At 59.6% G+C, this 24,221-nt stretch carries 24 protein-coding genes; 7 read left to right on the top strand and 17 right to left on the bottom strand.

Annotated features, from left to right (window positions below; all coding sequences use genetic code 11):
* Window positions 1–2 precede the first annotated feature (2 nt).
* The 3 genes from IMW75_RS19050 to IMW75_RS19040 form a co-directional block, all read right to left on the bottom strand.
* Entirely contained in the window at window positions 3–1,349 is a 1,347-nt protein-coding gene (locus IMW75_RS19050) for an ATP-binding protein (RefSeq protein WP_205893455.1), read from the bottom strand.
* Entirely contained in the window at window positions 1,346–2,023 is a 678-nt protein-coding gene (locus IMW75_RS19045; RefSeq protein WP_045061793.1) for a response regulator transcription factor, read from the bottom strand. The genes IMW75_RS19050 and IMW75_RS19045 overlap by 4 nt, the downstream gene beginning before the upstream one ends.
* Before the next feature lie 123 nt (window positions 2,024–2,146).
* Window positions 2,147–2,743, bottom strand: coding sequence for a hypothetical protein (locus IMW75_RS19040; protein WP_205893454.1), 597 nt, complete (start codon window positions 2,741–2,743; stop codon window positions 2,147–2,149).
* Window positions 2,744–2,891: 148 nt separating this feature from the next.
* Between IMW75_RS19040 and IMW75_RS19035 the strand changes: the two genes are divergently transcribed.
* Both IMW75_RS19035 and IMW75_RS19030 read left to right on the top strand, forming a co-directional pair.
* The gene (locus IMW75_RS19035; protein WP_205893453.1) at window positions 2,892–3,683 is read left to right on the top strand and encodes a dienelactone hydrolase family protein; all 792 of its coding nucleotides are present in this window, start codon (window positions 2,892–2,894) and stop codon (window positions 3,681–3,683) included.
* Between the two features lie 108 nt (window positions 3,684–3,791).
* Entirely contained in the window at window positions 3,792–4,517 is a 726-nt protein-coding gene (locus IMW75_RS19030; protein WP_201777876.1) for a 4'-phosphopantetheinyl transferase family protein, read from the top strand.
* 55 nt (window positions 4,518–4,572) lie between these two features.
* Here the strand turns inward: IMW75_RS19030 and IMW75_RS19025 are convergent, their stop codons facing one another.
* From IMW75_RS19025 to IMW75_RS19015, 3 genes are all read right to left on the bottom strand, one after another.
* Window positions 4,573–6,183, bottom strand: coding sequence for an ATP-binding protein (locus IMW75_RS19025; RefSeq protein WP_045061797.1), 1,611 nt, complete (start codon window positions 6,181–6,183; stop codon window positions 4,573–4,575).
* Window positions 6,180–6,893, bottom strand: a complete 714-nt coding sequence (locus tag IMW75_RS19020) for a response regulator (RefSeq protein WP_045061798.1) — start codon at window positions 6,891–6,893, stop codon at window positions 6,180–6,182. The genes IMW75_RS19025 and IMW75_RS19020 overlap by 4 nt, the downstream gene beginning before the upstream one ends.
* A gap of 330 nt (window positions 6,894–7,223) precedes the next feature.
* A complete protein-coding gene (locus IMW75_RS19015) occupies window positions 7,224–7,487 on the bottom strand; it encodes a hypothetical protein (RefSeq protein WP_045061799.1) in 264 nt (87 codons plus the stop codon).
* Window positions 7,488–7,629: 142 nt separating this feature from the next.
* Between IMW75_RS19015 and IMW75_RS19010 the strand changes: the two genes are divergently transcribed.
* On the top strand, window positions 7,630–10,524 hold the full coding sequence (locus tag IMW75_RS19010) for a ribonucleoside-diphosphate reductase subunit alpha (RefSeq protein ID WP_205893452.1): 2,895 nt from the start codon (window positions 7,630–7,632) through the stop codon (window positions 10,522–10,524).
* A 265-nt stretch (window positions 10,525–10,789) separates the two neighbouring features.
* Here the strand turns inward: IMW75_RS19010 and flgE are convergent, their stop codons facing one another.
* From flgE to IMW75_RS18975, 7 genes are all read right to left on the bottom strand, one after another.
* Complete coding sequence (gene flgE / locus IMW75_RS19005; RefSeq protein WP_045061801.1) at window positions 10,790–12,112, bottom strand: flagellar hook protein FlgE; 1,323 nt, start codon at window positions 12,110–12,112, stop codon at window positions 10,790–10,792.
* Window positions 12,113–12,143: 31 nt separating this feature from the next.
* Entirely contained in the window at window positions 12,144–12,869 is a 726-nt protein-coding gene (gene flgD / locus IMW75_RS19000) for a flagellar hook assembly protein FlgD (RefSeq protein ID WP_045061802.1), read from the bottom strand.
* 15 nt (window positions 12,870–12,884) lie between these two features.
* Window positions 12,885–13,328: a flagellar basal body rod protein FlgC gene (gene flgC, locus IMW75_RS18995; protein WP_045061803.1), complete on the bottom strand. Its 444-nt coding sequence runs from the start codon at window positions 13,326–13,328 to the stop codon at window positions 12,885–12,887.
* 3 nt (window positions 13,329–13,331) lie between these two features.
* Window positions 13,332–13,739: a flagellar basal body rod protein FlgB gene (gene flgB, locus IMW75_RS18990; protein ID WP_045061804.1), complete on the bottom strand. Its 408-nt coding sequence runs from the start codon at window positions 13,737–13,739 to the stop codon at window positions 13,332–13,334.
* A 169-nt stretch (window positions 13,740–13,908) separates the two neighbouring features.
* Entirely contained in the window at window positions 13,909–14,097 is a 189-nt protein-coding gene (locus tag IMW75_RS18985) for a hypothetical protein (protein WP_205893451.1), read from the bottom strand.
* A gap of 50 nt (window positions 14,098–14,147) precedes the next feature.
* Window positions 14,148–14,975: a protein-glutamate O-methyltransferase CheR gene (gene cheR / locus IMW75_RS18980; RefSeq protein ID WP_045061805.1), complete on the bottom strand. Its 828-nt coding sequence runs from the start codon at window positions 14,973–14,975 to the stop codon at window positions 14,148–14,150.
* A gap of 46 nt (window positions 14,976–15,021) precedes the next feature.
* Entirely contained in the window at window positions 15,022–15,954 is a 933-nt protein-coding gene (locus IMW75_RS18975; RefSeq protein WP_045061806.1) for a chemotaxis protein CheV, read from the bottom strand.
* Window positions 15,955–16,038: 84 nt separating this feature from the next.
* Here IMW75_RS18975 and flgA point away from each other — a divergent pair, with 84 nt between their 5' ends.
* The 4 genes from flgA (at window position 16,039) to IMW75_RS18955 (ending at window position 18,659) form a co-directional block, all read left to right on the top strand.
* Window positions 16,039–16,800: a flagellar basal body P-ring formation chaperone FlgA gene (flgA, locus tag IMW75_RS18970; protein ID WP_045061807.1), complete on the top strand. Its 762-nt coding sequence runs from the start codon at window positions 16,039–16,041 to the stop codon at window positions 16,798–16,800.
* Between the two features lie 177 nt (window positions 16,801–16,977).
* Window positions 16,978–17,304, top strand: a complete 327-nt coding sequence (flgM, locus tag IMW75_RS18965) for a flagellar biosynthesis anti-sigma factor FlgM (protein WP_045061808.1) — start codon at window positions 16,978–16,980, stop codon at window positions 17,302–17,304.
* A gap of 48 nt (window positions 17,305–17,352) precedes the next feature.
* The gene (locus IMW75_RS18960) at window positions 17,353–17,820 is read left to right on the top strand and encodes a flagella synthesis protein FlgN (RefSeq protein ID WP_205893450.1); all 468 of its coding nucleotides are present in this window, start codon (window positions 17,353–17,355) and stop codon (window positions 17,818–17,820) included.
* A gap of 92 nt (window positions 17,821–17,912) precedes the next feature.
* Window positions 17,913–18,659 carry a flagellar regulator YcgR PilZN domain-containing protein gene (locus tag IMW75_RS18955; RefSeq protein WP_205893449.1) on the top strand — a complete coding sequence of 249 codons (747 nt, stop codon included), beginning with the start codon at window positions 17,913–17,915 and terminating at the stop codon, window positions 18,657–18,659.
* Window positions 18,660–18,722: 63 nt separating this feature from the next.
* Here the strand turns inward: IMW75_RS18955 and IMW75_RS18950 are convergent, their stop codons facing one another.
* The 4 genes from IMW75_RS18950 to IMW75_RS18935 all read right to left on the bottom strand — a co-directional run bounded on the left by IMW75_RS18950 (window position 18,723) and on the right by IMW75_RS18935 (window position 23,925).
* On the bottom strand, window positions 18,723–20,120 hold the full coding sequence (locus tag IMW75_RS18950; RefSeq protein WP_205893448.1) for an MFS transporter: 1,398 nt from the start codon (window positions 20,118–20,120) through the stop codon (window positions 18,723–18,725).
* 70 nt (window positions 20,121–20,190) lie between these two features.
* Window positions 20,191–21,432: a glutamine synthetase family protein gene (locus tag IMW75_RS18945; protein ID WP_205893478.1), complete on the bottom strand. Its 1,242-nt coding sequence runs from the start codon at window positions 21,430–21,432 to the stop codon at window positions 20,191–20,193.
* A 199-nt stretch (window positions 21,433–21,631) separates the two neighbouring features.
* Window positions 21,632–22,324, bottom strand: coding sequence for a sensor histidine kinase (locus IMW75_RS18940; RefSeq protein ID WP_205893447.1), 693 nt, complete (start codon window positions 22,322–22,324; stop codon window positions 21,632–21,634).
* Window positions 22,321–23,925 carry a tetratricopeptide repeat-containing response regulator gene (locus IMW75_RS18935; RefSeq protein WP_045061814.1) on the bottom strand — a complete coding sequence of 535 codons (1,605 nt, stop codon included), beginning with the start codon at window positions 23,923–23,925 and terminating at the stop codon, window positions 22,321–22,323. Before IMW75_RS18935 ends, IMW75_RS18940 begins: the two co-directional genes overlap by 4 nt.
* Between the last annotated feature and the right edge of the window lie 296 nt (window positions 23,926–24,221).

Below are 24,221 nucleotides of genomic sequence, written 5' to 3'. Positions count from 1 at the left end.
CTCTAGAGCACCGGAAAATGAATCCGGAACGCCGCCCCCCCCATGGGCGAGTCGTCGAGGGTCAGCTTCGCGCTGTAGCTTTCGATGATGTCCTTGACCACGGCCAGGCCGATCCCCTGCCCCGGATGCTGACGATCCAGACGCTCGCCACGCAGCAGAATTCGCGCACGCTGGTCCGAAGGCACACCGGGACCGTCATCCTCGACGCACAATTCGATGCCCTCTGCGGTGTCGCGCATACTGACTCGCACCTCACCCAGGCACAGGCGATAGGCGTTCTCCAGCAGGTTGCCCAACATTTCCAGCAGCGCCCCCTGTTCGATTGGCACATAGCAAGGCTCTGGCAGGTCAAAGGACACCTGCACACGCTTGTCGCGATACACCTTGTCCAACGTGTCACACAGGCTTTGCAATACCGGGCGCAAGAGCACCTGATGGCGTACCAGACCACTCTTGCGCAGGCTGGCCCGTTGTAACTGGTAGCTGATCTGCTGGCTCATGCGCTCAATCTGGGTTTGCAGCACCCAGGCCTGTTCGCGATTTTCAGGACGCTGCGCCATGTCTTCGCTGACTCCCTGAAGAACAGTCAGCGGCGTTTTCAGGCTATGGGCCAGGTCATCGAGGGAATCACGGTAGCGACTGCGTTGCTCACGTTCACCGTGCAGCAAACGGTTGAGGGAGCCGGTCAGACGCAGCAGTTCACGGGGATGTTGCTCACTCAGGCTTTCACGGGTTCCGCCTTCGATTTCGTCCAGTTCCTGGCTCAGCCGGCGCAACGCGCGCAAGCCCCAGGTCAGGCCGATCCACAGCAACGCCAGCAGCACCAGCAGTGCAGCGCCGAAGCCCAGGTAGAGATTTTCCCGCAGCCCGTCGAGGGTGAACTCGTACTCACGTACCGGCTGCAAAGCGACGATACTGAACGCCGCGCTCTGGCCGCCGAGCAACTTGACCTCGACGTCGTAGACGAAAAACTCCTGGCCATTGGCTTCGCGAATTCTGGCGAACTCGTTGCCGCGCCCGTCGTAACGGGGCGTGTAATTGATGTGTTCCTCCTGGTTACCGTTCGAGCGCCACACCAGGTGACCATCGCGATCGTAGATGTAACCCAGCAGCCGGCCGTCAGTCAGGTTGAACCGCTCGTCAGGCAGTTGCTCCGGCATCTTCAGTCGGTTGTCTTCAACACGGGCGGCAGAGATCAACGTGGTGACGTCCGACGCCAGGCGCTGTTCGATGGAGTCTTGCAATGCCAGACTGAAAGCGCCCTGCATCGCCGGCAGTAACGCCAGCATGAACAACACTGCCAGGATCGTGGCAGCGAGCATCAAGCGCACACGTAGCGAACGAATCAAGTGCAGCGCTCGGTAAACAGGTAGCCGAGGCCACGGACGGTATCGATCGGTTTAAATCCGCCAGGCCCCTCGAGCTTGCGGCGCAGGCGTCCCACCAAGACTTCAATGACGTTCGGATCGCGCTCGTCATCATCAGGGTAGAGTTGCTCCATCAAGCGGTCCTTGGGTACCACCTGCTGATGGTGGCGCATCAAATACTCCAGGATACGGTACTCATAGGCGGTCAGTGCCAACGGTTGATCATCCAGGCAGGCCTGCTTGCGATTGAGGTCGAGCAGCAACGGCCCAGCCACGATCGTTGACTGGGTAAAGCCACTGGAGCGGCGCAACAGGGCATTGAGCCGGGCGTCCAGCTCCTCGAACTGAAACGGCTTGACCACGTAATCGTCGGCGCCAGCGGCAAGGCCTTCGACTTTATCCTGCCAATTCCCGCGGGCGGTCAGAATCAGGATGGGAAAGACCTTGCCCTGCGAACGCAACTGGCGAATAAGGTCGAGCCCGCCCATGCCTGGCAGCCCCAAGTCGATCACCGCGAGATCATGGTTGAATTGCTCGGCCTGGTAGAGGGCCTCTTCCGCATTGGCCACGGACTGCACCACATGACCACTGTCCGTGAGGCGGGTTTGCAGGTGATGGCGCAACAGCGCTTCATCTTCTACGACCAGCAATTTCATAACGCCCTCCCAGGCACACATCAACATCTGCCGAGGCACGACAGCGCACCTCTATGGTTAACACGGCGACGCCGCATCCCCCTGTTCAGGTCGATACGGCGCAAACCTTTCGCGATGTACCGCTTAGAAAGCGTAGTTCGCCGCCAGATACGTCTGGGCGCTGCTGGTCAAATCCACCGAGCCCCACTTGCTACCGCCACGGCTCAATTCGGTGCTGGCATTGCTACGTAGATAACGGTAACCCAGTTCCAACGAGGTTTTTTGAGAAACCTGTTGCAAGATCCCCAACTGCCCTCCGATGGCATAGCCAATATTGCTGTCGCGGCTGAAGCCTCGTGTTTCCTGCGACAATTTGGCCAAACCGGCGGTGGCACCGCCAAACAGTTTGGTGCTACCGCCCACCGGGTAGAACACATCATAGCTACCCAAGAGGTTTTCCTGGCGCAGGTTCAGGCCGTCGTGGTTCATGTCCGACACGTTGTCGTATGTGGCGTAGTAGCGACCTTGGCTGTTTTGCTGACCGACGCGAACACCAAAAGTAGTGCTTTTGTCGATCGCGGCGGCGCTCGGGTGGTTGAAGTTGCTGTTCATGGCATGGGACTTTTTGATCTTGTCGCTGGTCTGTCCAAGAGTAAAGCTGACGAAGTTGTCATTGGCCATGGCAGCGGTACTCGCGCCCATAACGGTGATAGCCAGCAGCAATTTTTTGAATCCAGTCATTAGGTGTTTCCTTGTGTTGTCATGTGCTTGTTGGGTATGGGAGAAGATTACTCAGCTCGCCCTGAACTCACCCTGAACACCTTCTGAACCTGGGCTGAACCAGACAGAACCGACCTTTTTCGATGACTGACTTGCGGGAGATCCAACCATGCGCGCGTTTCTTGCCCTCGTATTAATCGCCTTGAGCGGACTCAGCCAGGCGGCTATCCAGACCCGGGAAATCCCCTACCAAAGCGCCGACGGCACCCGGCTCATCGGTTATTACGCCTACGACGACTCGATCAAGGGCCCGCGCCCGGGGGTTGTGGTGGTGCATGAATGGTGGGGACTCAACGACTATGCCAAACGCCGCGCCCGCGATCTGGCAGGCCTGGGATACAGCGCCCTGGCCATCGACATGTATGGCGATGGCCAGAACACCGAGCACCCCAAAGACGCCATGGCCTTCATGCAGGCCGCTCTCAAGGACAGCTCGACGGCGAGTGGGCGCTTTCAGGCCGGGCTTGACCTGTTGAAACAACAACCGCAGACCGACCCACAAAAACTCGCGGCCATCGGTTACTGCTTCGGTGGGGCGGTGGTGCTCAACGCCGCACGCCAGGGCGTGCCGTTAGCGGGTGTGGTGAGCTTCCATGGTGCGCTGGTAACCCAGACGCCGGCGTCACCCGGAACCGTGAAGGCGAAAATCCTGGTGGAGCACGGGGCATTGGACAGCATGGTCACTGCCGACAACGTCGCGGCATTCAAGACGGAAATGGACAAGGCCGGCGCGGACTACCGCTTCGTCAGCCTGGAAGGCGCCAAGCACGGCTTCAGCAATCCGGATGCCGACCGCCTCGGTCACGGCGAGCATGGCGGGCCGGATATCGGTTACAACAAGGCTGCCGATGAAAAATCCTGGGCGGACATGCAGGCCTTTCTCAAGACAATCTTTTCCTGACTGAAAGGTGAGAACGTCTGGGTGGCGAGGCAGCGTCCTTGTCACCCGGAGCAGCCAAAAGCTCTTCGACTCTACCCAGCCAGGAGGCAACCCGGCAAAATGCCTGACATGAACCATTCCCCCGCCCTGCCCGCCTGCTGCACGCCACTCGACGCTCATTGGCCACTGCCGTTTGCGCTGCCCGAAACTGTCCTGCTCAGCACTCACTTCGACAGTACGCTGCTGACCAACGATGACTTTGCACGCAGTGCCATCGCCGTGCCTGCCAGCATCCAGCGCTCGGTCGCCAAACGCCAGGCGGAGTTTCTCGCCGGGCGGGTGTGTGCCCGGGCGGCGTTGCAGCAACTGGAGGGGCTGGATTTCAGCCCGGCGATAGGTGAAGACCGGGCGCCGGTCTGGCCGGCGCACATCAGTGGTTCGATCACCCACAGCACCGGGCGTGCAGCAGCGATCGTCGCGAAAAAAGCCCACTGGCGCGGCCTGGGCATGGACTTGGAAAATATCCTGAACCCGGAGCGAGCCGAACGGCTGGCCGGGGAAATACTGACGGCACCTGAATTAAAGCGCATGGCGGCCGGTCGGCGCGAGCAGCTGGCGATGCTGGTGACGCTGACGTTCTCGGTAAAGGAAAGCCTGTTCAAGGCCTTGTATCCGATCGTGCAGCAGCGTTTTTACTTCGAGCATGCCGAAGTGCTCGAGTGGGACGAAGCCGGGGAGGTGAAATTGCGATTACTCACGGACCTGTCCAGCGAATGGCGTAACGGGGCCGAGCTGCAAGCGCAGTTTGCGGTGATGGACGGGCAGTTGTTGAGCCTGGTCAGTATCCAGGCCTGATGGTTTCAGTGCTCGAGAGGACCCCATCGCAAGCCAGCCCGCTCCCACAGGGGGCTCAACGCTTTTCCTGATGTCTCGGCCAGCTCAGGCTGAAACAGGCGCCGCCCAGGCTCTTGCTCTTGCCGATCAGCGCACGGCCATCGTGCCAATGAATGATCCTCCGGACGATCGACAACCCCAACCCATGCCCACCCGAGGCCCGGGTGCGACTGTCGTCCAGGCGTAAAAACGGGGTGAAGATTCGTTCCCAGGCCACCTCTGGCACGCCGGGCCCGTCGTCCTCGACATCGATCCGGCAGCGCTGTTGCCCCACCTGATAGCTGACAGTCACCCTGGTCGTTGCGTGACGCATAGCGTTGCTCACCAGGTTCTGCAACGCCCGGTGCAGGTAACGCGGTTCGGCCTCGACCCAGGCGTCATCACAATCGGCGGCAGACAGGCACAGACCTCGTTGCACCGTGACACCGGCCCGCAGTGGCGCCAGCTCCTCGATGACCTGGCTGACCAGTGCATCCAGATCGATCCGCTGAAAATTCAAGGCCGGGGAACCCTGCTCGAGGCGCGCGTAGGTAAGCATTTCGTCCACCAGCTTATCGAGGTCCTCGATGTCGTGGTCCATGCCCTCGCAATACTTGTGCAGCGCTTGAGGCGTCGTGGCCGAGCCGATCATCTCCAGGCCAAAGCGCAGGCGCGCCACTGGCGTGCGTAACTCGTGGGACACCGCGCGCACCAGTTCACGCTGAATCGCCAGCAACTGCTGCAAGTGTTCGGCCATGCCATTGAAGGCCGACGCCAGGCGCCCTACCGAGTCCGCACCGCGGGCTGGCACCCGGGTTTCCAGGCTGCCCTTGGCGATGCGGGTGGCGGCGGCTTCCAGCCCGCGTAAGCGGCGCTCCAGCTGGCGCACCAGCAGGTAGACAATCAGCCCGATCAGGCTCAAGCCGAGGGCCGCGATCAGGACCAGCCACTGTGCAGGGTAAGGGTTCATCTGGTACAGCGGACCGATCTCCAGCACCCACGGGGTACCGACCATGCCGGCAAACACCCGGATCGAATCGCCCTCCTTGCCCAGCGCCATCACCGTGTCGCCCTCGGACACCCGCCGACTCTGGTCTTCGTCCATGTCCGCCTGATCAACAGTGACCAGACGCAAGTCGAAGCCAAAGCCCTTGTCTTCCTTGAGCTCGGCCAGGCGCCTGGGCTGCTCGGCCACCGGAACGCGCACCAGTTCGTCAGCCAGCAGGTAAATGGTCGCCCGGGCCAATTGCTCGCTGATCTGCTGCACCTCCCCGGTCAGCATCAACTGTTCCTTGTCACTGACCAGCCTGTAAACCCTCGCTGCGTGCGGCCCGGTCTGTTCCACCAGCGCCTGGCCGCGGAGCACGCGGGTACGCTGGGTTAGATCGAGGTCGGTCTGGGCAAACGTCTTCAGCGTGAGTGGAATGCCCAGCAGCCGCTCCCAGACCAGCAGCGCCCGGTGGCGCTCGGTCTGGTTCATCGGTTGCAGGTTGTCAGCCATCAGCGAGAATGTGCCATGGGCCAGGCGTTCACGGTATTGCTCGCTGCGCACCTCGTTAAGCAGGTGCAGGGCGAGCACGCCGAGTACCGCTACCAGGATCAGTGCTGCGCACATCCCGCCGTAGATTCGCAGGAAGATCGAGTTCACAGGGTGCAGGCTTCCGGAACGAACAGATAACCCTTGCTACGGATGGTTTTGATCAATCGCGGGTGGTCCGGGTCGTCGCCGATTTTCGGGCGGATACGCGAGATGCGCACGTCGATGGAGCGGTCCTGGCCGTCATAGCCGATGCCGCGCAGTGCGGTGAAGATCTCTTCCCGGGACAGAATGCGCCCGGCGTTGTCCACCAGCAGCCACAGCAGATCGAATTCGGCGCTGGTCAGTTCGATGCTGACATCACGCAGCCAGGCTTCGCGCAATGCGTTGTCCACCACCAGCGGACCGAATTGCAGGCGGCGTTGTTTTTCCGGGGCCACTTCCGGCCCTTCGCTGCGGCGCAACAACGCCTGGATACGCGCCAACAGCAGCCGCGGACGGACCGGTTTGCACACATAGTCATCAGCCCCCAGATCGAGGCCCAGAATCTGATCGGTGTCGTCGGTGCGGGCGGTCAGCATCAGGATCGGCCCGTCGTAGCGGTCGCGGACCTTGCGACAGATGCTCAAGCCGTCCTCGCCGGGAAGCATCAAGTCGAGAATCACCAGGTCAGGCTGTTCCTTGAGGATCCGCGCTGCGGCCAGGGCGCCATCGCCCTCGATCGAAACGCGCAGGCCGTTGGCTTCCAGGTAATCGCGGGTCAGTTCGGCCAGACGCTGATCGTCCTCCACAATCAATACCTGCCAGGCTTCTTGCTCCACGGTGACCTCTGCTTGCCGAAACGCTCATAAAGGAAGGCTCCCCCCGTCTTTTTGTAATGAATAGGGAGGAAAATAATGCGTGTGTACAGGCCGATTGTATAAACGGCGGCCACCGAGAACACAAGCTGGCAAATGCGTTCGGATATGACCATTTTTTGTGGTAGGGTTCGCGCCCTTAAAAAACCACCCGGCTGTTTTCGACCGGCAAAAAACCGTGACAAACGGTCTGATCCAGCAGGGTCGCGGGCTACGGGCGCGTTCCAGGTTTCACGCACAATATACGCACAGGTTTATCCACAGGTAGTACGTTGCAACACCCTCCAAAACGCACTATCTTGTAGCCCGACAGAAAAAAAACCCTACATGTAGGGTTTTGCAGAAAAAACCAAACACAAACCGGATATCAAATTCAAGCGCTTTAATCGCCTCTGTCTGGTTGATTTTTACGTATTTATGAAAGACCAGACCGTGCAAGCGGATGGCTACTGTTTTTGGGCCGAAATCGGCAAAAGCGGTACGGGTGTTGCAGTCGTCAACTGTCACCCAAATGGAATGCGGATCCAGGTTCAAGGCCTGGACCCAAGACTTCGGCATGGAAGCGGCGCCCCAATAGCCCCTTCCTGATCTGTCCCGAAGTTGTATGCCCGGCGGCTCGCCGGTTGTAGTGCTTCAGGACAGAACGGTGGGCACCGTGATGGTGCCCAAACAAACATAGAGAATGTGGAGACAACCCCCCATGCAAACCGACACAACTCGCGAGAACCCGCAGGGCTCCTTGCCGCAGGCCGCTGATTCGACTTCGGATCTGTCCGCGACCGCGCCTGGCCAGCTGCGCGTGATCAAGCGTAACGGCACTGTCGTTCCTTACACCGACGACAAGATCACCGTCGCGATCACCAAAGCGTTTCTCGCAGTTGAAGGCGGCACCGCTGCCGCTTCGTCGCGAATCCATGACACCGTTGCGCGCCTGACCGAACAGGTCACTGCAACCTTCAAGCGTCGCATGCCATCGGGCGGCACCATCCACATCGAAGAAATCCAGGACCAGGTCGAACTGGCCCTGATGCGTGCCGGCGAGCAGAAAGTGGCTCGCGACTACGTGATCTACCGCGACGGTCGTTCGAAAGAGCGCGCTGCCCACGCCCCTGCCGAACAATCGGTCAACGCTCACCCGTCGATCCGCATCACCCGCGCCGATGGCACCTTTGCGCCTCTGGACATGGGCCGCCTGAACACCATCGTCACCGAAGCGTGCGAAGGCCTGGAAGAAGTCGACGGCGACCTGATCCAGCGCGAAACCCTGAAGAACCTGTACGACGGCGTGGCCCTGACCGACGTCAACACCGCCCTGGTAATGACCGCCCGTACTCTGGTCGAGCGTGAGCCAAACTACTCGTTCGTCACCGCGCGCCTGCTGATGGACACCCTGCGTGCCGAAGGCCTGGGCTTCCTGGGCGTCGCCGACAGCGCGACCCACCATGAAATGGTCGACCTGTATGCGCAGGCCCTGCCTGCGTACATCACCAAGGGTATTGAATTTGAATTGCTGAACCCGATCCTGGCCACTTTCGACCTGGAAAAACTCGGCAAGGCGATCAACCACGAGCGCGACCAGCAGTTCACGTACCTGGGCCTGCAGACCCTGTACGACCGTTACTTCATCCACAAGGACGGTATCCGCTTCGAACTGCCGCAGATCTTCTTCATGCGCGTGGCCATGGGCCTGGCGATCGAAGAGAAGAACAAGGAAGATCGTGCGATCGAGTTCTACAACCTGCTGTCGTCCTTCGACTACATGTCGTCGACCCCGACGCTGTTCAACGCCGGTACCCTGCGTCCACAGCTGTCCAGCTGCTACCTGACCACCGTTCCGGACGACCTGTCGGGCATCTACCACGCGATCCACGACAACGCCATGTTGTCCAAGTTTGCCGGTGGCCTGGGCAACGACTGGACCCCGGTGCGTGCCTTGGGTTCGTACATCAAGGGCACCAACGGCAAGTCCCAGGGCGTTGTGCCGTTCCTGAAAGTGGTGAACGATACCGCCGTTGCCGTTAACCAGGGTGGCAAGCGCAAAGGCGCTGTATGTGCCTACCTGGAAACCTGGCACATGGACATCGAAGAGTTCATCGAGCTGCGCAAGAACACCGGTGATGATCGCCGTCGTACCCACGACATGAACACTGCCAACTGGATCCCTGACCTGTTCATGAAGCGTGTCTTCGATGACGGCAAATGGACCCTGTTCTCGCCATCCGAAGTGCCGGACCTGCACGACCTGACCGGCAAGGCCTTCGAAGAGCGTTACGAGTACTACGAAGCCCTCACCGAGTACCCAGGCAAGGTCAAGCTGTTCAAGACCATCCAGGCCAAAGACCTGTGGCGCAAAATGCTGTCCATGCTGTTCGAAACCGGTCACCCATGGCTGACCTTCAAGGACCCGTGCAACCTGCGCAGCCCGCAGCAGCACGTGGGCGTGGTCCACAGCTCGAACCTGTGCACCGAGATCACCTTGAACACCAACAAGGACGAGATCGCCGTTTGCAACCTGGGCTCGATCAACCTGCCGAACCACATCGTCAACGGCAAGCTGGACACCGCCAAGCTGGAACGTACCGTGAACACCGCCGTACGCATGCTCGATAACGTTATCGACATCAACTACTACTCGGTGCCACAAGCGAAGAACTCCAACTTCAAGCACCGTCCGGTCGGCCTGGGCATCATGGGCTTCCAGGATGCGCTGTACCTGCAGCACATTCCTTACGGTTCCGACTCGGCCGTCGAGTTCGCCGACAAGTCGATGGAAGCGGTCAGCTACTACGCGATCCAGGCTTCCTGCGACCTGGCAGACGAGCGCGGCGCCTACGAGACGTTCCAGGGTTCGCTGTGGTCCAAGGGCATCCTGCCGCTGGATTCGCAACAGATCCTGATCGAGCAACGTGGCCAGAAGTACATCGACGTGGACCTGAACGAATCCCTGGACTGGGCACCGGTTCGCGCCCGTGTACAGAAAGGCATTCGTAACTCCAACATCATGGCCATCGCACCGACCGCGACCATCGCCAACATCACTGGCGTTTCGCAGTCGATCGAACCGACCTACCAGAACCTCTACGTGAAATCGAACCTGTCGGGCGAATTCACCGTGATCAACCCGTACCTGGTTCGGGACCTGAAGGCTCGCGGTCTGTGGGACGCGGTCATGATCAACGACCTGAAGTACTACGACGGTTCGGTACAGCAGATCGAGCGCATCCCGCAAGAACTCAAAGAGCTCTATGCGACTGCCTTCGAAGTGGACACCAAGTGGATCGTTGACGCCGCCAGCCGTCGTCAGAAGTGGATCGACCAGGCTCAGTCGCTGAACCTGTACATCGCCGGCGCTTCGGGCAAGAAGCTGGACGTCACCTACCGCATGGCCTGGTACCGTGGTCTGAAAACCACTTACTACCTCCGTGCCCTGGCCGCCACCAGCACTGAGAAGTCGACCATCAACACCGGCAAGCTGAACGCTGTTTCCAGCGGCGGCAACCACGGTGACGATTCGGTCCTGGCAGCGCCAGCCGGCCCTGCTCCAGTGCCGAAGGCTTGCGCCATCGACGAGCCGGATTGCGAAGCTTGCCAATAAGCTGAGCCCGTAAGCGCTGAAAAGCGCTTACCTGAGAACCCCCGATCAGTCCTCTGGATTGCCGGGGGTTTTCTTTTGCCTCGTGTAAATGCTTAAAAGATCGCAGCCTCGTTGCACTCGGCAGCTCCTACATTGAAATGCGATTCACGCAGAAACTCTGTAGGAGCTGTCGAGTGCAACGAGGCTGCGATCCCTTGACCCACACCTGCCACCCACAACAAAAAAGCCCCTCTATAGAGAGGGGCTCCTGTCCAGCACTGCACCATCAAGTCATCTGAATAATGGTCTGCATCAAAGTGCTCTGGGTCGAGATGGTCTTCGCGTTCGCCTGATAGTTGCTCTGCGCCTTGATCAGGTCGACCAGCTCGTTGGTCACGTTGACGTTGGACTCTTCCAGCGAGTTGGAGCGGATCGTGCCCAGACTGCCGGTGTCCGGCGAATCGTAGCCCGCGATACCCGACGAGTAGGTCTCTTTCCAGCTGGTGCCACCTACCGCTTGCAAGCCTTGTTCGTTGGTGAAGCTCGCCAGAGAAATCTGACCGATCGGCTTGGTCTGGTAGTTGCTGAAGTTGGCCAGCAATACGCCGCTGCCGTCGATGGTCAGGTTGGTGATCTGGCCGGTGGCATAACCGTTCTGCACTGGAATTGAACGCGCAGTGTCGGCGTTGTACTGCGTGGTATTGCCCATGGCGATAGTCATGCCATCAGGGTTGGCGGCTGCGCCGTTGGCCGTCCAGACGCCGTCGGTGACGGTGCCCGGCACCCAGTTGGTCACCTTCAGATCATTGCCGAGGGTCGAGGTTGGCGGTGTGGTCGGCGGAGTCACGGGCGTGCTGATTTGGGTCAGCTTGCCGGCAGAGTCGAAACTCAGCGTCGAGGGCTGCGGAGTGGACAGGCTGCCGTCCATGTTGCGGCCATCGATCAGGGTGTAGTTGTCCCACGTGTTCGGACCGGTCTTGACCATGAATTGCTCCATGACGTGGGAATTGCCCTGGCTGTCGTAAATCGGCGTGTTGAATTTCTTGCTGTAGGTTTCGGCCTTGGTCGGGTCGAACTTGTTCGTGGCAATCGTTTGGTCGATCACCTTGTCCGTGGAGTTCAGGTTGATCGTGGACGAGATCGCGTCGGTGGTCTTCGGCGCCAGGTTGGACGTGTCGATGCGCAGATCAGTCAACATACCGTTCTGGATCTTGCCATTGGCATCCACGCCATAGCCCTGCAGGCGCGCAGTGCCGTCGGTGTTGGTAACGTAGCCTTCGCTGTCGACCTTGAACGTGCCGGCGCGGGTGTAGGACAGCGAACCGCTGTCGTTCAACACGAAGAAACCGGAGCCGTTGATGCCCATGTCCAGCACGTTGCCGGTGTTGGTGATATCACCCTGGGTGAATTGCTGCGACACGTTGGCCAGGCGTACACCGCTGCCTACGGTCTTGCTTCCGGAACCCAGCTTGCTCGCCGAGTAGACATCTTCGAATTCCGCACGGGACGACTTGAAACCTGTGGTCGCGACGTTGGCGATGTTGTTGCCGGTGACGTCCAGTTGTTTGTTGGCTGCAAAGAGACCGCTAAGGCCGATATTGAAAGACATGGTTCACTCCTTTATGCCGGGTTAGTCGGCTTTACATACCAATAGTTTGTACTTTGGACAGGGCGATGCTGCCCAGGCCCGCCAGGTTGAGCATCAACTCGCCACCGGTCTGGCTGATGGTCACGCTGTTGACGGTGGCCGGCAGGTTGGTGACCAGGGAAACCGCCTGACTGTCGATGGTGGCTGATGCTGCAAAAGTGTAAGTACCCGATTCGACCGTCTTGCCGGCGTTGTCCTTGCCGTCCCAGATGAAGCTCGCGTTGCCGGCTACCTGGCTGCCCATGTCGATGGTGCGCACGACCGTGCCGTCCTTATCGGTAATCTTCAGCGTGGCGGCCGGCACGGACGTCGGAATGGCCACGGTGCCCGTCATGCTCTTGGAGGTATCAACCACGGCCTTGTCGCCCGGGGCAATCACCGAACGACCCACCAGCGACGAGGCCTGCAGCGCCTGGGACGAGTTGTAGTTGCCGGCAATGCCACTCACGGTGTCGTTAAGCGTAGTGATGCCTTCCAGGCTGCTAAACTGCGCCAACTGAGCGACGAACTCGCCGTTGTCCTGAGGCTCGAGCGGGTTCTGGTTCTTCAGCTGGGTGACCAGCAATTGCAGGAACGCATCTTTGCCCAGGGCCTTCTTGCCGGCGGCACTGCCGGTGGCCGAAGCCAGGCCATCACTGGTGGTGGAGGTGTTCTTGACGGAGGAGTTGGCCAGAATGTCGTTGAGGCTCAAGCTGCTTGTCGTATCGGTAACACTCATCTGAGTTGCCCCTTATCACTGACCGAGCGTCAGGACCTTCTGCATCATGGTTTTGGCGGTGTTCATCATTTCGGCGTTGGTCTGGAACGAACGACTCGCGGAAATCATGTCGGCCATTTCCTCCACCACGTTGACGTTCGGGTAGTAGACGTAGCCCTTGGCGTCAGCAGACGGATGGTTGGGTTCGTAGCGGGCTTCCAGATTGCTCTGGTCCTCGACCACGCCCAGCACCTGCACGCCCTGACCGGCCCCGTCCTGGTTCTGGAACAATGAATCGCTGCCGCCGCTCTGCGCACCCTGGAACATGGTGGCGAATACCGGGTGCCGTGCGCGGTAGGTCTGGTCCAGGCTGGACGACACGGTCTCGGCGTTGGCGATGTTACTGGCGACGGTGTTCAGGCGAGTGGTCTGGGCACTCATGCCGCTACCGGCAATGTTGAAAACACTGGACAGGGACATGATTTATTCTCCTCGCAAGGCTGAAATCAGCCCTTTGAATTTGCTATTGAGCAGGGTGAAACTGGCCTGGAAGTTGACCGAGTTCTGCGCGTAGTTCGACTGTTCGAGCTGGGCGTCCACGGTGTTCTGGTCAATCGATGGCTGCATCGGCGTGCGGTACAACAGCGACTCGTCGCCGCTGCCCAGGCCTTGGGCCTCGATATGCCGGCTGTTGGTCATGTTCAGCGCAAATCCGCCGCCCTTGGTTTTCTCGCTCTGCTCGGCGAGCACTTTGGAGAAGTCCAGGTCCCGCGCCTTGTAGTTCGGGGTGTCGGCGTTGGCGATGTTGTTGGCCAGGACTTCGGCACGCTGGGCGCGGAAGTTCAACGCCTGTTCGTGGATACCGAGCGCTTTATCGAAGCTGATGCTCATGTCGGGAAACCTTCGGGTGACCGGATTTTCGTAGGATGGACATAGCAAGCTGCGTGCCAATTGAAAAAACCCCGTAAACCGGGGCTTTGCGGGCACGGGCCCCGGCGGCAACGACAGAAAAGCGGCAACGGGTTTCCGCTGCCTGCCGCTTTTCTGCCGCTTGTTCCAGTTAGACATCTCCTGTAGGAGCTGCCGAAGGCTGCGATCTTTTGATCTTGATCTGAAAAAACAGGATCAAAAGATCGCAGCCTTCGGCAGCTCCTACGGGATGCAAAGCGGTCTTTTGATCTCGCTCTAAAAACAGGATCAAAAGATCGCAGCCTTCGGCAGCTCCTACGTGATGCAAAGCGGCAGGCATAAAAAAAGGGAGTCCTTGGGGACTCCCTTTTTTATGCCTGCCGCTTTGCATCACTTCGCCTGGTAAATAATCCCCGGGCTGCACTGAACCATCTGGTAGTGATCCGGCAAACCATTGAGTGCCTCGGAAGCGCCCAGGAACAAATACCCACCCGGTTTCAACGTACTGTGGATCCGCAGCAGAATGTCCTTCTTCACCTCAGCGGAAAAGTAGATCAGCACATTGCGACAGAACACGATGTCGAACTTGCCCAGCGCCGCGTAGCTGTCCAGCAGGTTGAACGAGCGAAACTCCACGCGGCTTTTGATCGGCGCCTTGATGGCCCAGCGCCCCGGCCCTTTCGGGTCGAAATAGCGCTGCAAACGTTCCGGCGACAGGCCGCGACCGATGGCCAGGCTGTCGTATTCGCCCGTCTTGCAGTTGGTCAGCATGGTGCCGGAAAGGTCGGTGGCAACGATCTGCACCCCCATCTTCAACTGACCCAGGTTGACCCGCTCGAACTCATCGATCGACATCGACAACGAGTACGGTTCCTGCCCCGACGAACAGGCAGCCGACCAGATCCGCAGGCGCTGACCAGGAGCGGCCTTGATCGCTTCCGGCAGCACCTTGTTCTTCAGCACTTCAAACGGATAAGTGTCACGAAACCACAAGGTTTCGTTGGTCGTCATGGCATCGACCACCATCTCGCGCAGACCACTGCGCGGTTGGGTCTGGATGCGCTGGACCAGCTCCCCCAGGGACTTGATGCCTTGCTGCTCCATCAGTTTGTTGAGGCGGCTGGACACCAGGTATTGCTTGTTTTCACCGAGCAAAATGCCACAGGCTTTTTCCAGGAATACCCGGAACTGTTCGAAATCCAAATTACCCGTAGACAATGGTGCCGCCTCTTAACTCGTATTGATCGCCAGGAGCAAAAGGCCCCTAGCTGATATCTGCTGCTTTGATCCGGTCGACTACCCGGGATGCCAGGTCATCAGGACGGAATTTGGCCAGGAAGTCATCGGCACCGACTTTCTTGACCATCGCCTGATTGAACACACCCGACAACGAAGTATGCAGGATGATATGAAGCTTTTGCATGCGTGGGTCGCTGCGGATCTCGGCGGTCAGGGTATAGCCGTCCATTTCCGGCATCTCGATGTCGGAAATCATCATCAGAAACTCTTCTTCCGGCTTCTTCCCTTCGTCCACCAGCTTGCGCAGGTAATCCAGGGCCTGCCGACCGTCGTTCAACGCCACGACTTCCACACCGACCGTCTGTAGACAACGCGATACCTGCTTGCGTGCCACGGACGAGTCATCAACCGTCAGCACCCGCAAAGACAGGGCCTTGTGCTGGGTCTCGACGTCCACCACACCAACGGAAATCGCTTCCGGCGTGGGTGCCACTTCCGCCAGCACTTTCTCCACGTCGATGATTTCGACCAACTGATTGTCGACCCGGGTCACAGCCGTCAGGTAATGATCGCGGCCGGTGCCCTTGGGTGGCGGATGGATCTCCTCCCAGTTCATGTTGACGATTCGCTCCACCGAGCGCACCAGGAACCCCTGGGTCTTGGTGTTGTACTCCGTGATGATCACGAAGGGATTGCTTTGATCCAGCAGCCGACCGGCACCGGTCGCCATCGCCAAATCGAGAATCGGAATGGTTGCCCCCCGAATACTCGCTACACCGCACACGACAGGATTGGATTTGGGCATCACGGTCAGCTTGGGGCATTGCAGCACCTCACGAACCTTGAATACGTTGATCCCATAGAGCTGCTGGCCGTCGAGACGGAACAACAACAGCTCCAGGCGATTCTGCCCTACCAGTTGCGTGCGCTGGTTTACCGAATCCATTACACCAGCCATGCCCAGACCCCCTAACACCAACGCTTAAGTGTGTTGCGACGCACATTCATTGCTAAACGGCACGGCGCTTGCTTTTTAACTCTTATGAGCACAGAACCGACATTTTTCCGACGCCTGACCGCACATTTGCACACATTGCTGTGCGCGACGGCGGCTGCCTGCCTATTTAACGCTGGCAGCCCTGCCCTTGCCGACTCGGTTACCTTGCCTGACATGCTTATCGGCGTGACCCAGGGTTTTCTTGAATTCACCGTAGAAGACTATTTGGCGACAAGTCAGACCGAGGGTCGATATGAAATCGAAGTCAACCAACTCGACCCGCGCCTTCGCATGCCGATGTGCGACAGGGAATTGACAGCCAGCCTTGAAAGCCCGGCCAGGCCCTTGGGGCGTGTCACGGTCAAAGTTCGTTGCGAAGGCGCCTCTCCGTGGACGGTTTTCGTGCCGGCGCAGGTCCGCCTGTTTCGCGAAGTCGTCACCGCCACTCGGCCGCTGCGACGCCTCGGGGTGATCGAACCTGAAGACGTCATGTTGCGCGAGCGCGACATCAGCCTGATCAGCCAGGGCTACCTGACGTCCCTGGACCAGGCGATCGGACAGAAGTTGACCCGACCAATGGTCGCCGATCAGCTGGTCACCCTGGTGAACATCGAACAGGCGGAAGTCATCAGCAAGGGTGACCAGGTGGTGATCACCGCCCGCAGCGGCACGCTCAGCGTACGCATGCCCGGCGAGGCGCTGTCCAATGGCGGGTTGCGCGATCAGATCCGCGTGAAAAACCTCAATTCCCAGCGAGTCATCAAGGCGCAAGTGATCGCGCCCGGCCAGGTGGAAGTCGCCATGTAGAGGCCGGGCCTGGCAAGCAGCCGCTTGAAGAGATGGCGCACCCTGCGACTGTTCCCTAAACTAGGGCGTGCAGGGGCCAGCGCTGACGCGCGCAAGCTCATTGATAAATGGGCCTAAAGTTTTCTCGGGTATGGCCGAAAACATGGCAAGCGTCCAAATACCCAGAGGTTTTTTATCATGGTCATCGATTTCAACTCATCGAACAGCGCTCTGCCACTAAAGGGCAGTACACGTACCAGTGCCAGCAAGGAAGCGGCTGAAAATGCCAAGGCTGCGCCGCTGAATACCCCGGCACCGGAAGCCACTACCGTGAAAAGCGGAGAATCGGTACATTTCAGTAATGAGGCCCAGCAGTTGCAGAAGGTCACTGACAAGCTGCGCGATCAGCCTGAAGTCGACAAAGCCCGCGTGGCCGAGTTGAAAGCAGCGATTGCCGATGGCAGCTATAAAGTCGACAGCAAAAGCGTAGCCAGCAAACTGATCAACTTCGAACACCAGCGCTAGGCTCCGGTCTGCGCCAGGCTTTTGGACGCTTAAAACCCAAGGCTAGCCATGCACGATACCCAATTACTACAACTGATCATCGACGACTTTGCGCCAGCGCAACAATTGCTCGAGCTACTGCAAACCGAGTCCCTCGCCTTGCATGGTCGCGACATGCGCCTGCTCGAGGATATTCTGGCGCGCAAGCAGGCACTGATCATTTTGCTGGAACAGCATGGCCGCAAGCGCAGCGAAATCCTTGCCAGCCTCAACCTGCCGCTCAATCGACAGGGGCTGGAGCAACTGGCCAGCCAGTCAAGCGTTGGCGACCGCCTGTTGTCGCAAAGTGATGTGCTGACCGATCTCCTGGCCCAGTGCCAGGACGCCAACGTGCACAATGGCCGGTCCATCATGATGCAACAGGCCGCCACGGCCACCCAGCTGAAAATCCTTCATGGCGGCGACACACCCTCGCTTTACGACGCGCGCGGTTCAACCTCCACCCTGGCGAAACGGGGTCCCCTCAGTCAGGCCTGAACCTGACATCGAGCCCGCACTATCAAGACGAGAAACATGCTGGCAAAATGCCGGCAAGCAGCTGTCAAATTTTGTCTGGAGATTGATGAACCGTGTTCAATGCCTCAAGCGCGGATGATGCTCCGCAGCCACCCAAGGTGCTCACCACGCCCCTTGAGATCTCCGGCACCCTTCGTCAGCTGCAAGACAGCCACGACCCGCTGATCATCACGTTTCACGAGCGCGCCCAACGCTTCCAGAGTTATCTGGTGGGGATTGACCGTGACAACGGCACCATGGCCCTGGACGAAATGATCCCCCGTGACGGCGAACGTTTCCTGCTGGCAGGCGAGCCGTTCAAGGTCGAAGGCTTTCACGACGGCGTGCGAATCGCCTGGGAAAGCAACGGCGCGCTGACCATCGACGAAACCAGTGGCAGCCGCTGCTATCACGGCCCCCTGCCGGACGAAGTGGTATACCACCAGCGCCGCAACGCCTTCCGCGCAGCATTGAAGCTGGCGCAACTGGTGGACGTGGACCTGGACGGTGAAAAACTCATGGCGCCGATCAAGGGCAAGTTGCTCGACATCTCCGCCACCGGCTGCAAATTGCGTTTCGACGGCGACATCGGCGGCAACCTGCAACTGGGCCAGGTCTACGACCGTTTCATGGCTGCCCTGCCGTTCGGCAAAATGACTGCCCCGGTTGAACTGCGTTACCTGCATTTCGAAGAGAAAATTTCCACCACCTTCGCCGGCGTGCGCTTTCACAACATGAGCGGCCTGGTGCAGCGCCAGGTCGAGCGCTTTGTCTATCAGCTGCAGCGCGAAGCCCGCCGATTCGATAAAGACGACCTCTGATACAGGCGCCAATAAAAACGGGCAGTCCCTTGCGGTGACTGCCCGTTTTTTTATGCGCCGAACTTAAGGACGCGCTTCGGTAAAGCTCTGTTCACGCCCCTCATCCGGGTCGTCGCCCGAGGGTTCATCCGTTTCAGATTTCGGCTCTGGTTCCAGCTCTGGTCCCACCTCAGGCTCAGGCTCAGGCTCAGGCGCAACCGGATTCTGCATCTGATCCTGCACCACCTGCTCATCCACCCGCGGATCGAGCGCCGCTACCAATGGCGAACTCGACATGCTGTCCGGCATCGCCACGTGATGCAGCGGCGCGTCGTCGACCTGGTGCAGGTTGGTCACCGCTTTCGGGCGGATTCGCCACACCAGCACCAGCGCGAAGAAGCTGAAGAACGCATACAGCATCTGGCTGCCGAATAGCTTCATCAAGACCCCTGCCACCAAAGGCCCGATACTCGCACCCACGCCATAGGTCACCAGCAGCATCGCGGTCAGAGAGACCCGGCGATCACCTTCGACGTGGTCATTGGAGAAGGCCACGGCCAATGGATACAGGCAGAACTGCACCAGCGAGCAGAAGAACCCGGCGATGAACAGCACCTCCAGCGGCACTTGCTTGAGGATCGCCAACGGCAACGCGGCCACCGCCAGGCTGAACGCAAAGCAGCGGATCAACAGCGCCCGGTCATAGCGATCGGACAGCCAGCCCAGCGGCCACTGCACCAGCAGGCCGGCAAAAATGCAGCTACCCATGAACAGACCGACCTGCTCGGTGGACAGCCCTTGCTGCGAGGCATACAGCGGCGCCAGGCCGTAGAACGAACCGACGATCAGGCCCGCGCCCAGCACCGTGCTGAGTGACTGCGGCACCCGCTTGATAAAGAATCGCGGCTCCATGGGCGCAGGATGCAGGGGGGCGGGGTGAATCCGCCGGGTCAGGGCCACCGGCACCAGGCACAGGGCGAAGCACAGGGCGACCAGCATCAACAACTCCAGGCCCAGCGCCGGGTGCATGACCAGAATCAACTGACCCAGAACCAATCCCAGGTACGAGGCAATCATGTAGCCGCTGAACACCAGGCCACGCTGCTTGGCTTCGGCCTGCTCATTGAGCCAGCTTTCGATAACCATGTACTGGCACATCATGCCCAGGCCGACAATCACCCGCAGGAACAGCCAGGCGGGCAGCCAGTCGATCAATCCATGACCGAGCACCGCAGCACCGACGATACCGGCACAGGTCGCATAGGCCCTGATATGCCCGACCCGGGCGATCAGCCGGTGGCCGATCTTGCCACCCAGCACCAGGCCGAAATAGTTGGCCGCCATCAAGGCACCCACCCACAGGCTGTCGACATTGTCGGCGGCCAGGCGCAGGCCCAGATAAGTACTCAACAAGCCTGAGCCGATCAACATCATCAGCGAGGCGAAATAAAGCGCTCGAAAGGATTTCCAGATTTGGCGCATCGGCGTTCCGAGCGGCTCCTTGCAGTAAGTGTCGGGCTATCCGAAAAGATAGCCCGATGGCGCTGATTCGTCAGGCCTGGGCGGCCAGGACACGACGCTCCCAGGGCGTAATTTCGTCGAAGAAGCTGGTTAACTCAAGGGTCTTCGAAGCGACGTAGCCTTCGATGAACTCAGTGCCAAACAGTTCCTTCGCCAATTGACTACGTTTCAGACGCTCGAGAGCGGCATGTAAGGTACAGGGCAACGAAAGATTATCCGGCACCTGGAATTCACCCTGGATCGGCTCGCTCGGTTCCAGCTGGTTTTCAATGCCATGCAGCCCGGCGGCCAGGCTCGCGGCGATGGCCAGGTACGGGTTGGCATCCGCCCCCGGCAAGCGATTCTCGACCCGACGGGCGACCGGTGAACTGGCGGGAATGCGCAAGCCTGCCGAACGATTGTCATGGGACCAGCAGGCATTGTTCGGCGACGCAAACGGATGGCACAAGCGCTGGTAGGAATTCACATTAGGCGCAAACAACGCCGTGAAATCCGCCATGCCCGCCTGCTGCCCCGCAATGAAATGACGGAACATCGCCGTCGGCTCGCCCGCCTCGTCACTGAACACATTTTTGCCACTGCCGATCTCGACGATGCTTTGATGAATATGCATCGAACTGCCAGGGGTGTGCGCCAGCGGCTTGGCCATGCACACCACGATCAGGCCATGCTTGAGCGAGACTTCCTTGAGCAGGTGCTTGAACAGGAACGTCTGGTCGGCCAGCAGCAAGGGATCGCCATGCAGCAGATTGATCTCGAACTGGCTCACACCCATCTCGTGCATGAACGTATCGCGCGGCAGGCCCAGCGCGGCCATGCATTCGTAGACCTCGCGGAAGAACGGTCGCAGGCCGTTGTTGGAGCTGATACTGAACGCGCACTGTCCGTCCTCGCGACGTCCGTCCAGGCCGGCCGGTGGCTCAAACCCCAGCGTCGGGTCAGGGTTGGGCGCGAACACGAAAAATTCCAGCTCGGTTGCCACCACCGGCGCCAGGCCCAAGGCGGCATAACGAGCGATGACCGTCTTGAGCTGGCCCCGGGTCGACAGGCTCGAGCTTTCGCCACTGAGTTCATCGGCATCACAAATGGCCAGCGCTCGCGGATGCTTGCTCCAAGGCAGGCGATGGATCTGTGCCGGATCCGGCACCAGCGCCAGGTCGCCGTCATCACTGCCGTAGAAACGCGCCGGCGGATAACCGCCCATGATGCATTGCAGCATCACCCCCCGCGCCAGCTGCAGGCGTCGACCTTCGAGGAATCCCTCTGCGGTCATCACCTTGCCACGGGGAACGCCGTTCAAATCCGGCGTGACACATTCGATTTCATCAATGCCCGTCAGTCGCTGTGCGAGTGAGCGCTGGCCATCGGTTGTCATGACGCAATCCTTGTTGTTGTGCGAGCCACGAAGGGCAACCCGTACAAAATAGGCTCCGCGTGTTCGGAATATCAAGCAGCGCCAGGCAAAAATTACCTCAGGGCAGATAGAGGCTGAACAAACCGCCGCCCAACGGGCCGCCGTTGCCGATCTCGGTGCGCCCTTCCACGCCATTACGCTGGTGCAGTGCAGCAATCCGCGCGGCAAAATACAGGCCCAGGCCGGTACTGCCGGTGGTGTGGTTGATGCCCTGAACATAATTGGCCTGGTGTTCAATCATCTGCGACGAATACCCCTCGCCATCGTCATTGACCGTGATCACCAGTTGCCCAGCCGTATCACTCACACTGATCAGCACCGCCTGGCGAGCGTAACGGATGGCATTGTTGATGCAGTTTCCCAGTACCGAGGCGATCAGTTCGCGGTCGAAGAAACCCAGGGGGCTCAACGGGTCCACTTCAAAGGTGGCCATGATGCCGCGACTGGCGAACACGTCCTGATGACAGGCCAGTTGCGCCTCAATGAAATCGTCCAGCTCATGATAGGCCGGCTGCAAAGGCAGCTGGTTGATGCCTATTTTGTAAAGCCCCAACAGTTGCACCAGCATGCTATTGAGGTGGGCGAACTCGAATTCGATCACACCCTGCTCCGGCGCCTGCCGCGCGGGGGCCGGCAAGCGCCCCAGCCATTGGCTGTGCGCCTGCATCAGCATCGCGAGGGAGTTCTTCATGTCGTGCACGGTGGAAGCGATTACCGTGGAAAAGTCCAGTGCCGGGTCGTTGTGGTTCATGCGCCGAACGCCTTGGTTTTCAGTTTCTGGTAGCGCGGGAAGCGCGGATCGGAATCGGGCATCAGGCCAACCATTTTCAGGCAGGTCCGGCACTCGATGAGTTCGGCCGAAGGCAGGCTGGTATCGGTGCCATGCAGCAGTGACTGCGCCATATTCAGTGCGATACTGATGTTCTTCGGCTGCAGCCCCAGGGCTTTGCGGAACACCGCACGGGCTTCCACCAGGTTGCCGGTCTTGTACACCCGCACGCCCTGACGGTTGAGGTCGGCGGCCAGGTTGCCGGAATTGAGAATGGCCGGGTCATCGGTCAATTTGGCGATGCCCTTCATCACCGCCGGATCGTCGCCGTAGATTTCCGCACAGTTCTTCAACATGCTGGCGCCTGCATCGGGCTGTCCGAGCATCTGCAACTGCTTGGCCACCAGCAGCGCCGCCTCGGCGCTCATGAACTGCTCCATGCCATCGAGCCGCTGCATCGCCTGCTCGGTGAGCTTCTCGGCCGTCTCGGCATCGTTGAGCAACAAGCTGGTGGCCTTCATCAGGCGCGCACGGATCTGCAAGCCGGGGTCGGACGGGTTGTCCTTCGCCACGGCACTCAGCGTGGTGTTGATTTCCAGGCGGGTGCGGGTATCCAGGCCTTTCTCGCTGCCCTTGCTGATCAAGGCATGGGCCAGGCCGAGATTGCTCTCGGCGTCCTTGAAGCGAGACTGGGCACCTTGCGCCACCGCCTGGCGATAGGCCTTGGAAGCCGTCTCGAAATCCTCGTTGGTCATCGCCAGTTTGCCCAACTGCGCCTGCCTGCGAACCGCCAGGGGCGAGAGGCGGATCGCATCTTCCAGCACCCGCTGGGCGCCGCGAGTGTCTCCTTCGGCCGCCAGCACATCGGCCATGCCGTCGTAGAGCGCGGGCATCATCGGAAACACTTTCAGGGCCTTCTCGTACACGCCCTTGGCCTGGGTGATCTGGCCGCGCTTGAACAACAGCTTGCCCAGACCGGCGAACGCCCAGGGCAACGGTCGGTCGGCAATGATGCTGTCGTACAGACGCTCCAGCGCCTCGTTCTGGTTCAGGTCGCGCAGTGCATCGGCTCTGTAGCGCAGGCACAGGGGAGAGTAGCGAATGTCCTGCTTGCACAGGGCAATACAGGCATTGAGCACCTCCAGCGGCTTGCCGCGATCAAGGGCCTGCAGGATCGGCTTGAGCAGGGTTTTGCGTTGCACCAGGCGCTCCAGGCGCTGGGCCAGGCCGGACCGGTTGAACGGCTTGGTCAGGTACGCATCAGGCTCGTGCTCCAGGGCACTCAACACCATCGCCTGGCTGGTCTCGGCAGTGACCATCACGAACACACTCTCATGACTGATCAACTTCTCGACCATCAAGTCTTCGAGCACCTGTTGCCCATTCTTCTTGCCGTCACCCAGGTGGAAGTCCTGCAGGATGAAATCGTAGGACTTCTGCGAACACATGCGCAACGCTTGCTCGCCGGTATCCGCGGTATCCACGTCCTTGATCCCCAACTCCCGGAGCATCGACCTGACAGCACTGCGAAAGTCCGAGAAATCATCGACGATCAGGAACCGCTTTTGGTGATACGACAGCATCGAGGATTTCCAGGCAGTTTTAGAAAATGACATTGGCCGTCTGGGTTATCGGCCAGAAGTCATCATCTCTTGAGCGCAGGGATGCGTAGCGAGAGGTAAAAAACAAGCAGTGCAATCCACCCCCGAATGACCCGCCAATGTCGGTCGTCGGGCCAATAGCTGAGGGTATTTTCCTGCGGACAAAAACAAAACCCCTACCTGCATACGCAGATAGGGGTTTCGGAATTTAATCTTGACGATGACCTACTCTCACATGGGGAAACCCCACACTACCATCGGCGATGCATCGTTTCACT

The organism is Pseudomonas gregormendelii, from assembly GCF_017114825.1.
GTDB lineage: Bacteria > Pseudomonadota > Gammaproteobacteria > Pseudomonadales > Pseudomonadaceae > Aquipseudomonas > Aquipseudomonas gregormendelii.
Note: the sequence above shows the minus strand (reverse complement) of the source record. Positions and strands in the feature narration are given on the sequence as shown.

Excerpts from the sequence above, each read along its gene's own strand:
- IMW75_RS19015 (WP_045061799.1), bottom strand. The coding sequence starts at position 7,487 with ATGCCGAAGTCTTGGGTCCAGGCCTTGAACCTGGATCCGCATTCCATT.
- IMW75_RS18940 (WP_205893447.1), bottom strand. The coding sequence starts at position 22,324 with ATGAACCACAACGACCCGGCACTGGACTTTTCCACGGTAATCGCTTCC.
- flgD (WP_045061802.1), bottom strand. The coding sequence starts at position 12,869 with ATGAGTGTTACCGATACGACAAGCAGCTTGAGCCTCAACGACATTCTG.
- IMW75_RS19030 (WP_201777876.1), top strand. The coding sequence starts at position 3,792 with ATGAACCATTCCCCCGCCCTGCCCGCCTGCTGCACGCCACTCGACGCT.
- IMW75_RS19010 (WP_205893452.1), top strand. The coding sequence starts at position 7,630 with ATGCAAACCGACACAACTCGCGAGAACCCGCAGGGCTCCTTGCCGCAG.
- IMW75_RS18935 (WP_045061814.1), bottom strand. The coding sequence starts at position 23,925 with ATGCTGTCGTATCACCAAAAGCGGTTCCTGATCGTCGATGATTTCTCG.
- flgB (WP_045061804.1), bottom strand. The coding sequence starts at position 13,739 with ATGAGCATCAGCTTCGATAAAGCGCTCGGTATCCACGAACAGGCGTTG.
- IMW75_RS18960 (WP_205893450.1), top strand. The coding sequence starts at position 17,353 with ATGCACGATACCCAATTACTACAACTGATCATCGACGACTTTGCGCCA.
- IMW75_RS18950 (WP_205893448.1), bottom strand. The coding sequence starts at position 20,120 with ATGCGCCAAATCTGGAAATCCTTTCGAGCGCTTTATTTCGCCTCGCTG.
- flgE (WP_045061801.1), bottom strand. The coding sequence starts at position 12,112 with ATGTCTTTCAATATCGGCCTTAGCGGTCTCTTTGCAGCCAACAAACAA.
- IMW75_RS19045 (WP_045061793.1), bottom strand. The coding sequence starts at position 2,023 with ATGAAATTGCTGGTCGTAGAAGATGAAGCGCTGTTGCGCCATCACCTG.
- flgM (WP_045061808.1), top strand. The coding sequence starts at position 16,978 with ATGGTCATCGATTTCAACTCATCGAACAGCGCTCTGCCACTAAAGGGC.
- IMW75_RS19035 (WP_205893453.1), top strand. The coding sequence starts at position 2,892 with ATGCGCGCGTTTCTTGCCCTCGTATTAATCGCCTTGAGCGGACTCAGC.
- flgC (WP_045061803.1), bottom strand. The coding sequence starts at position 13,328 with ATGTCCCTGTCCAGTGTTTTCAACATTGCCGGTAGCGGCATGAGTGCC.
- IMW75_RS18975 (WP_045061806.1), bottom strand. The coding sequence starts at position 15,954 with ATGGCTGGTGTAATGGATTCGGTAAACCAGCGCACGCAACTGGTAGGG.
- IMW75_RS18985 (WP_205893451.1), bottom strand. The coding sequence starts at position 14,097 with ATGCCTGCCGCTTTGCATCACGTAGGAGCTGCCGAAGGCTGCGATCTT.
- flgA (WP_045061807.1), top strand. The coding sequence starts at position 16,039 with ATGAGCACAGAACCGACATTTTTCCGACGCCTGACCGCACATTTGCAC.
- IMW75_RS19040 (WP_205893454.1), bottom strand. The coding sequence starts at position 2,743 with ATGACTGGATTCAAAAAATTGCTGCTGGCTATCACCGTTATGGGCGCG.
- IMW75_RS18945 (WP_205893478.1), bottom strand. The coding sequence starts at position 21,432 with ATGACCGCAGAGGGATTCCTCGAAGGTCGACGCCTGCAGCTGGCGCGG.